Origin of the sequence: Psychromarinibacter sediminicola (assembly GCF_029168335.1) — a bacterium.
GTDB classification, from domain to species: Bacteria; Pseudomonadota; Alphaproteobacteria; order Rhodobacterales; family Rhodobacteraceae; genus Psychromarinibacter; species Psychromarinibacter sediminicola.
Genome location: NZ_JARGYC010000120.1, coordinates 1 through 7,483, shown reverse-complemented (window position 1 = coordinate 7,483; position 7,483 = coordinate 1). Strand labels below are relative to the sequence as shown.

The following is a 7,483-nucleotide window of genomic DNA, read 5'->3' as shown; positions in this document are numbered from 1 at the left end:
GGCATGGGACAGGACCAGCACGAGCGCCGCGATGGCGGGCGCCCATGTGGCGAGGAAGAAGAGCGGGTGCGCGCCGCTGATCTCTCCGAACCAGCCTGACGCAAGGTCCGGGGCCAGCACGTAGAAGCCGACGATCCCCCAGGTGATCAGGAAGGTTATGGCCAGAAAAAGCGGAATGGCGCGTGTCGGCATCGAACCTCGCTTGTCCTCCTGTCGGAGGACCGGATGACATATGGCGCACCACCAGCGGTGCGATTGTCTTCCTATCCGATTCCCGGTGGCCCGCAGTGATTTGCATCAACTGGCTATCCGAATGGAGCGCGTCCGAAGAATGGCCGCGCGGACAGGAGAGCCCGAAGTACGAATCCAGTTGTGTGACCTTCGTGTTTCCGTGGTAGAAGCTGCAGGTATCGGGACTTTACGGCCTCTCGCCGGCCTTCTTCGGAATTCGCCGTTGGCAAACCCAACCTACGCCACACCCACCGACGACCAGATCGCATGGCGCGACGCCGCCCGAGCGTCGAATGCGCTGCCGGCTCATCTCATAGCCTTTCTTCAATGCGGCGTATCGGTGACCCTCGGGGCACGTCGGCCGGACGGACGACCGATCGTCGGGGCCGGGGTGGCCTGCCGCGTAAGCTCGGAAGGGACCGTTCGCATCCTGCTTTCGTGGGCCGGAAATGCCGAACTCGTCGAGGCCGTGCAGGCGGGGAGCGCGATTGCGGCGACCTTTTCCCGCGCGCGCGATCACCGATCGATCCAGTTGAAGGCCTCCCGGGCCGTCTTCAACGAGATCGCGCCGGATGACCTGAGCGAGGCCGCGCGCCAGAGCGCGATCCTCGCCGACGACCTGGTGGAGCTCGGCTACATGCGTGCCCAAGCCGATGTCTACGCGCTCTGCGGCACCACCGGCCTCGCATCGCTCGAATTCGTCCCTGAGCGCGTTTTTACCCAGACGCCGGGCCCCGGCGCAGGCGCGGAGCTGTCCAGATGACGAGGTTCGGCTTGCGCGAGCTGCGCGGCGCGATGGAAGGCATCGCGGCCTCGACGCTTTGCACCTGCGACGTCGAGGGCATGCCCAACGCCTCGATGATCAGCCAGGTGCACTGGGTCGACGAGGATCACGTCGCCCTGTCCTACCAGTTCTTCAACAAGACGCGCGCCAACCTGCTCGCCACACGGCAGGCAAGCGTCCAGATCTTCGACCCGCGAACGCTCGCACTGTACCGGCTCGATCTCGACTATGTGGAAACGCGGACCTCGGGGCCGCTTTTCGAGACGATGAAGGCGAAACTCGCGGGCATCGCGTCCCATCATGGTCTCGAAAAGGTGTTCCGGCTGTTGGGCGCGGACATCTTCCGGGTCGTGCACGTGGAGCAGGTCCTGCCACCCAGGGCGCAGGCCGATGGCCGGAGCGTATCGTTTCTTTCAGCCGTGCGCTGCTGCGTCGAAGACCTCTCGCGCTGCCGGGATCTCGACGACCTTGCCGACGCGGCACTCGACGGCATGGTTCGCCATCTCGGCATCTCCAATGCGATCCTTCTCATGTCGGAATGCGACGGCCGCCTCTTTGCGCTCGGGTCGCGCGGCTATGCCGTCTCGGGGATCGGAGCGGAGATCCTGCCGGGCGAAGGTGTGATCGGCGTCGCCGCACGCGAGGCCGTTCCCATCCGCATCGGCCACGTAAGCGCGGACTACCGATACGGGGCCGCGCTTGGCGCCGCCGCGCAAAGGGCGGGGCTTCTTGCGGAGGACCCTGCCGGCGTTCCCTTCCCTGGCCTTGGCACGCCGCACAGCCAGATCGCCGTTCCGATCGTCGCCGAGGGCCGCGTCCTCGGCGTCCTGTTCGCCGAGTCGGACGAGGTCATGCGCTTCGACCACGAATGCGAAGACGCACTCGTGCTGGTCGCGAACCAGCTCGGTGCGATGATGGCACTTCTACGAGAAGAAGACGCGGATGAGAGTCCCCAGCTCGCCCCCCCGGGCGTCGCTTCGGAAGGTGGCGTGACGGTCCGCCATTATCCGCGCGACAACAGCGTGTTCATCGGCCACGACTATCTCATCAAGGGGGTGGCGGGCGCGATCCTGTGGCGCCTTTTGCGCGAGCACGCGACGACGGGCCGGACGGAGTTCACCACGCGCGAGCTGCGCCTCGACCGATCCCTGAGACTTCCGGACCACGCCGAGAACCTCGACGCGCGCCTTGTGCTGTTGCGCCGGAGGCTCGAGGATCGCGGGGCCTGCCTGAGGATCGAGAAGACGGGGCGCGGCCGGTTCCGGCTCATCTGTCAGTCTCGGCTCGTCCTCGAGGACGCGGAACAGGGCGAGCCGACCGAGTTCGCGTGACGTGCCCCGGCCGCTGAGCATTTCCTTAGCATTCATTTAAGCATCCGTGAGGCGAGACTTAGCAAGCCTTCCGCGAGAGCCGGGCCTATAGAAGGCTTCAGGACGCGGTCGCCGATCCGAGACGACCGCGCCACCCGAAACCACCAAAACCGACGGCCATGCGCCGCCACTTATCCGACCCGTCGGGACCGGCCTCTGCGCCTGTTCCCGCATGAAAGATACAAGACATGCATACCGAAATCCTTGAGAAGCGCCTCAAGGGCGCCGTCATTACCGCGCTTGAGCCGCGGCTAGCCTCAGACAGCGACGCGCTCATATGGAACGCCCGCAAGCCCGCGCGCCGGGCAAGACTTATCGTCCGCGCCGCCTGCGCCGCGGACGTGGCCGAGGCCGTGCGCTTCGCCGCGGAGAACGATCTCACAGTCTCGCCACGCGGTGGCGGGCACCAGTTCACCGGGATCGCCGCGCAGGCCGACATGGTCATCGACCTCGGCGCGCTCGACGCCATGCAGCTCGACGTCGAGGCACGGACCGCGCGCGTGGGGCCCGCGGTGACCAACGCACGGATGGCGGCCGCGCTCGAACGTCACGGCCTGGCCTTCCCGCTTGGCCATTGCGGCAGCGTTCCGATGTCGGGCTACCTGCTCGGCGGCGGCGTGGGCTGGAACTCGGCCGAATGGGGCTTCGCCTGCTTCTCGGTGACGGCCGTCGAGGTCGTCCTTGCCGACGGCCGTACAGTCACGGCGACGGCGGTGGACAATGCGGACGTCTTCTGGGCCGCCCGCGGCGCGGGCCCGGAGTTCTTCGGTGTCGTCACGGCCTACCACCTTGCGCTCCAGCCGGCGCGGAAGGCCATCAGCACGGCGATCCGCGTCTATCCCGGCTCCTCCGTGGAGGCGGTCGCCGAGTGGGCGGAGACCGTCATGGCAGAGGCCCCCGCGCGCGTCGAGTTCACGGCGAAGGTCACGCCGGCTTCGGACGGCCCCGTGATCGCCGCAATCGCCACCGTCTTCGCGGAAACGGACGCAGAAGCCTGCGCCATCCACGCGGCGCTGGGACAGGGCGCGCCGGAGGCGCTCCAGGTGATCGGGCCCATGCCGACGCCCTTCGGCGCGCTCTACGAGGCGACCGACCCCTCGATGCCGGCCGGGCACCGCTACGCCGTCGACACGGTCTGGTCCGACGCCCGCTTCGGCGAGGTTCTCGGGCGCGTCGTGGACAGCATGGCGCGCGCGCCGTCTGAGGCCAGCATGGCGCTCGTCGTCCTGCGGTCGAACGCCGTCGAGACGCCCGCAGGCGCGGCCTTCTCCTGCCACGGGCGCGTGTTTGGCGCGCTTTATGCGATCTGGGAGGACGAGGCGGCGGATGCGGCGAACATCGGCTGGCTCCGCGCCGCGATCGACGGCGTCGCCCCGCTTTGCACCGGCGCCTATGTCGGTGAGGCCGATCTCGACCGTCCTCACCGCGCGCTCCGGACCCTGGCGCCCGAGGCCGCGGCGCGGCTGGCGCAGCTGCGGGCCGTCCGCGACCCCGACAGCCTCTTCCTTCGGCACCGGCGGCAGAAGGCCGTCGCCGCCGAATGATGTCCGCCCTGCGCGGTGTCCGCGCAGGCCCCTTTCCTCAAGTAAAACCAAGGAGACTTACCCATGACCATCCACCGAACCCTCCGGGCCGCTCTTCTGGCGAGCGTGGTTCCGCTGTCCGCAGCCGCGCAGACCCTCGAATACGGTCCCGAGATGCCGCTGGGCGCGGGCAGCGTCCGCGCCTTCGCCCAGACCGATGCCGCGGGCCTCGCAACCCGCATAGGCATCCAGATGACCGAGGAGGCCGTGGCCTCTGCCGGCCACGACATGGTCTTCGTCACTGTGCCGCTGCCCGACGCTGCGCGCGCGGCCGGCTACGATCACGTGTCGCTCGACTGGATGCCGCACGGTCACGCGCCGGACGACCTCTTCGGCGTGCCGCATTTCGACGTGCACTTCTACATCACGACGGAGGCCGAGCGGCTCGCCATCGACCCTGCCGATCCGCGCTTCATGGAGAAGGCGGCGAACCGTCCGTCGGCCGAGCTGATGCCCCCGACCTACATGCCCCCTCCGGACCTCGACCCGATCCCGGCAATGGGCGAACACTGGCTCGACGTGACCGATCCCGTCTTCGCAGGGCAGCCTTTCGAGGCAGTGCTGATCTACGGCGCCTGGGATGGCGACGTCACTTTTGTCGAACCGATGGTGACGCGCGATCTCCTGCTCTCCCGCCGGGATTTCGGCGGCGCGCTGGATCAGCCCGATCGCGTCGAAGAACCCGTGTCGCTTCCCGCCGCGTGGAGCGTGTCCTTTGACACCGAGGCCGGCGTCCACGTCGTGTCGATAGACGAGCTCCTGGCGCGCGTTCCGGGCGACGCGTCCGGCGCGCCGGCCACGAATTGAGCATTCGTTCCGGGCGGCCCATCGCCGTCCGGGACCCGGCCTCGTTACTCACCGACCCTTTCCATGGTGCCATTGCGTCCTCGCCAGGATCTTGCTCCTGCAGCGAATGGTTGAAGAGTCCGAGGGCACGGCTGGGCGGTGTCGGTGGCCGTTTGGTGAAGTGTGCTATCGGTCGACGCAACGCGCTCAAAGAGGGCCATCGGCCCTGAGCGGACCTTCATGCTCGGCGCGGCGAACTTCGGCTCTGAGCCTGCCCCGCCTCAAGCCGAGTTCCTTTGACACCGCCATTCAGCGAAATGGCGCGCGATTTACCGTCTGAGGTGGCTTGATATCCCAGTAGCCGCCGGATACTGCGGCAGAAGCGCCAAGATTATCCAGTGATATCAGGTGGTTGGCTATGCTGGCTGTGCAGCCAGTCTGGAGCTATCGAGTCTGGGCCAGAATTTCCCTGGTAACAGGGAAGATAACAGGGAAATTGCCGCAAAGTCGGGTATTTCGGTGGAATGCGTTGAAAATAGCTGCATTAAAACAATAGATTAGATTGGATTGGATTTCCCTAAGCGCGGTAACAGGGAATTTCTCGTGCGTTGCAGCGAACGCATGGGGTTGGAACAGGGAATGTGGAACATCTTCTCGGCGCGCATCAGGGCGTCGCCTGACCGGCGGGACAAGTACGTCAGTACCGCGCGCGAAACCGGAGGATGGGACCTACGGAGCTGCGGACGACGCGGGCGGTTTGAACAGGGCGAGCAGGTCGTCCTCCGACATGTCGAAACCGCCGGATTGACCTTCGTCGAACAGGGCATCGGCGAGAGCCTGTTTCCGCGTTTGCAGGTCGTGGATCGCCGCCTCGACGGTGGCATCGGCGATCAGGCGGTAGACAAAGACGGGTTTGGTCTGGCCGATGCGGTGGGCGCGGTCCATCGCCTGGCGCTCGGTCGCGGGGTTCCACCAGGGATCGTAGAGGATCACCGTGTCGGCCGCCGTCAGCGTCAGGCCGGTGCCGCCGGCCTTTAGGCTGATCAGGAACAGGTCGACCGCGCCGCTCTGAAACCGGTCGATGGCCTCGGCCCGTTTCCGAGTGCGCCCGGTCAGCATCGCATAGTCCCAGCCGCGCGCCGCAATGTCGGCCTCGATCAGCTTCAGCATTTCGACGAATTGCGAGAACACGAGCACCTTACGGCCTTCGGCAACCAGTGGTTCTAGCATGTCCATCAGGCGCTCGCGCTTGGCGCTGCGCGTGACCTTGCGGGCGGCCGGGATCTTGACCAGCGCCGGATCGCAGGCGGCCTGGCGCATCTTCAGAAGCGCGTCGAGCACGGTGATCCGGCTCGCCTGGAGGCCTTTCGTCGCCAGCGTGTCTCGCACACGCTTGTCCATCGCGACGCGGATCGTCTCGTAGAGCCCCTGCTGCGCCCCTTCGAGCAGGACGGTCTCGACGATCTCCGTGCGCGGCGGCAGGTCCGGGGCGACCGTCTCCTTGGTGCGCTGCAGCAGGAACGGGCGCGTCCGCTGCGCAAGCCGGGCATTGGCGGCCACGTCACCGTGAGTTTCGATCGGTGTCCGAAAGCTCTCACGAAACTGGCTGCGGGTGCCCAGGAGCCCGGGATTGACCCAGTCGAAGATCGCCCAAAGTTCCTCTAGGTTGTTTTCTAGCGGTGTGCCGGTCAGCGCCAACCGCATGCGCGCGTCGACCTTCCGGCTGTGCTTCGCCAGCGCCGCGGCCGGGTTCTTGACCGCCTGGGCCTCGTCGAGGATCGCAACGTCCCACGGCTGCGCGAACAGGGTCTCGTGATCGCGGTGGAGCAGCGGATAGGTCGTCAAGACGACATCATTGTCAGGGATCTCCCCGAACCGGGCGCCGCGGTCCGGGCCATGCAGCACGAGGACGCGCAAGCCCGGCGCGAAGCGGCGTGCCTCTCGCCGCCAGGTCGCCACCAGGCTGGTCGGCACGACAACCAGGCTGGGCCGGCCAGTGCCGCCGGGCGCGAGGTGGCGCGCAACGAGTAGCGCCAGCGCCTGCAATGTCTTGCCAAGTCCCATGTCGTCGGCCAGCACGCCGCCAAACCCGGCCTCCGACAATGCCAGGAGCCATCCAACCCCCTGGTGCTGATACGGTCGCAGCCTGGCCTCCAGCCCCGGCGGAACGGGCACCGATGCAGGGTCGGTCAGGGCGCGCAGGCGCCGGACAAGGCCTTCGACCGCCTCGCGCCCCGCAAACGGAAGGCCGGATCCTTCCAGCGCCTCGGCGATCCGCCAGGCCGTCTCGGCGTCGGCGAGGTGCATCTCGCCGGCGAGGCCGGTCAGTTCCTGGAACGCCTTGATGAGTGGCGCAATCGGGCCCCCGTCCAGCGCGAAGTGCCGACCGTCCGGGAGCGTCGGATAGAACCGGGCCTCCGCCACAAGATCTTCGAGATCCTCCGCGGCCAGCACGTCCGGCGGCAGGGACAGCACGATCTCGGTCAGGATCGGCGCCAGATCGGCCTCCGTCTCGCCCACCGTGACCTTGAGCGAAAGCCGGAACCAGTCGTTGCGCGGGATCTCGACACCGCCGGACACGACGGCCTCGCCCGGCGCGAATCCGCGTCATCGCTCTTGGCGATCACCCCCGGGAGGTCGATCATGGTCTCGGTCATCGTGCTCTCCTTCGTTGTCGTCGGTCGTTGAACAACCTCAGACTACGAAGAAGCGCGGTGGCCACCAGACAG

At 67.1% G+C, this 7,483-nt stretch carries 5 protein-coding genes and 1 pseudogene; 4 read left to right on the top strand and 2 right to left on the bottom strand.

Going from position 1 to position 7,483, the window contains the following annotated elements; genetic code table 11:
• Window positions 1-192 (bottom strand): annotated as a pseudogene (locus P1J78_RS23510) (CPBP family intramembrane glutamate endopeptidase); the annotation flags it as partial.
• A 262-nt stretch (window positions 193-454) separates the two neighbouring features.
• Between P1J78_RS23510 and P1J78_RS23505 the strand changes: the two are divergent.
• The 4 genes from P1J78_RS23505 (at window position 455) to P1J78_RS23490 (ending at window position 4,775) form a co-directional block, all read left to right on the top strand.
• On the top strand, window positions 455-994 hold the full coding sequence (locus tag P1J78_RS23505) for a hypothetical protein (RefSeq protein WP_275569818.1): 540 nt from the start codon (window positions 455-457) through the stop codon (window positions 992-994).
• A complete protein-coding gene (locus P1J78_RS23500; protein ID WP_275569817.1) occupies window positions 991-2,346 on the top strand; it encodes a GAF domain-containing protein in 1,356 nt (451 codons plus the stop codon). The genes P1J78_RS23505 and P1J78_RS23500 overlap by 4 nt, the downstream gene beginning before the upstream one ends.
• A 227-nt stretch (window positions 2,347-2,573) precedes the next feature.
• A complete protein-coding gene (locus tag P1J78_RS23495; RefSeq protein WP_275569816.1) occupies window positions 2,574-3,929 on the top strand; it encodes an FAD-binding oxidoreductase in 1,356 nt (451 codons plus the stop codon).
• Window positions 3,930-3,992: 63 nt separating this feature from the next.
• On the top strand, window positions 3,993-4,775 hold the full coding sequence (locus tag P1J78_RS23490) for a DUF5602 domain-containing protein (protein ID WP_275569815.1): 783 nt from the start codon (window positions 3,993-3,995) through the stop codon (window positions 4,773-4,775).
• Window positions 4,776-5,483: 708 nt separating this feature from the next.
• Here P1J78_RS23490 and P1J78_RS23485 read toward each other — a convergent pair.
• On the bottom strand, window positions 5,484-7,334 hold the full coding sequence (locus P1J78_RS23485) for a DEAD/DEAH box helicase (protein ID WP_275569814.1): 1,851 nt from the start codon (window positions 7,332-7,334) through the stop codon (window positions 5,484-5,486).
• Between the last annotated feature and the right edge of the window lie 149 nt (window positions 7,335-7,483).

Coding starts and splice junctions, on each gene's coding strand:
- P1J78_RS23500 (WP_275569817.1), top strand. CDS start 991: ATGACGAGGTTCGGCTTGCGCGAGCTGCGCGGCGCGATGGAAGGCATC.
- P1J78_RS23495 (WP_275569816.1), top strand. CDS start 2,574: ATGCATACCGAAATCCTTGAGAAGCGCCTCAAGGGCGCCGTCATTACC.
- P1J78_RS23490 (WP_275569815.1), top strand. CDS start 3,993: ATGACCATCCACCGAACCCTCCGGGCCGCTCTTCTGGCGAGCGTGGTT.